A 1,481-nucleotide genomic window follows, 5' to 3' on the forward strand; every position below is an offset into this window, starting at 1 on the left:
ACCGACGATTTCCGAATGGGGAAACCCGGTGCACTCAGTGCATCATCGCAACATGAATACATAGTGTTGCGAAGCGAACCGGGGGAACTGAAACATCTAAGTACCCCGAGGAAAAGAAATCAACCGAGATTCCCCCAGTAGCGGCGAGCGAACGGGGAGGAGCCCAGAGTCTGAATCAGCATAAGTGTTAATGGAAGCGTCCGGAATGTCGCACGATACAGGGTGAAAGTCCCGTACATGAAAACATCTATGCTGTGAACTCGAAGAGTAGGGCGGGACACGTGGTATCCTGTCTGAATATGGGGGGACCATCCTCCAAGGCTAAATACTCCTGACTGACCGATAGTGAACCAGTACCGTGAGGGAAAGGCGAAAAGAACCCCGGCGAGGGGAGTGAAAAGAACCTGAAACCGTGTACGTACAAGCAGTGGGAGCACCTTTTAGGGTGTGACTGCGTACCTTTTGTATAATGGGTCAGCGACTTATATTCTGTAGCAAGGTTAACCGAATAGGGGAGCCGAAGGGAAACCGAGTCTTAACTGGGCGTTAAGTTGCAGGGTATAGACCCGAAACCCGGTGATCTAGCCATGGGCAGGTTGAAGGTTGGGTAACACTAACTGGAGGACCGAACCGACTAATGTTGAAAAATTAGCGGATGACCTGTGGCTGGGGGTGAAAGGCCAATCAAACCGGGAGATAGCTGGTTCTCCCCGAAAGCTATTTAGGTAGCGCCTCGTGAATTCATCTCCGGGGGTAGAGCACTGTTTCGGCTAGGGGGCCATCCCGGCTTACCAACCCGATGCAAACTGCGAATACCGGAGAATGTTATCACGGGAGACACACGGCGGGTGCTAACGTCCGTCGTGAAGAGGGAAACAACCCAGACCGCCAGCTAAGGTCCCAAAGTCACAGTTAAGTGGGAAACGATGTGGGAAGGCTCAGACAGCCAGGATGTTGGCTTAGAAGCAGCCATCATTTAAAGAAAGCGTAATAGCTCACTGGTCGAGTCGGCCTGCGCGGAAGATGTAACGGGGCTAAACTGTGCACCGAAGCTGCGGCAGCGACACTATGTGTTGTTGGGTAGGGGAGCGTTCTGTAAGCCGTTGAAGGTGGTCTGTGAGGGCTGCTGGAGGTATCAGAAGTGCGAATGCTGACATGAGTAACGATAAAGCGGGTGAAAAGCCCGCTCGCCGGAAGACCAAGGGTTCCTGTCCAACGTTAATCGGGGCAGGGTGAGTCGACCCCTAAGGCGAGGCTGAAAAGCGTAGTCGATGGGAAACAGGTTAATATTCCTGTACTTGGTGTTACTGCGAAGGGGGGACGGAGAAGGCTATGTCATCCGGGCGACGGTTGTCCCGGTTTAAGCGTGTAGGCTGAGATTCCAGGCAAATCCGGAATTTCATACGGCTGAGACGTGATGACGAGGTACTACGGTACTGAAGTGACAAATGCCCTGCTTCCGGGAAAAGCCTCTAAGCTCC

General features: G+C 52.9%; 1 rRNA gene (cut by both window edges). It reads left to right on the forward strand.

The features are described from left to right. Positions 1-1,481: ribosomal RNA gene (locus tag JK211_RS16500) — 23S ribosomal RNA — on the forward strand (it extends past both window edges: 137 nt to the left, 1,498 nt to the right).

This window comes from Tatumella sp. JGM130, from assembly GCF_018257525.1.
In the GTDB taxonomy this organism is placed as follows: Bacteria; Pseudomonadota; Gammaproteobacteria; order Enterobacterales; family Enterobacteriaceae; genus Tatumella; species Tatumella punctata.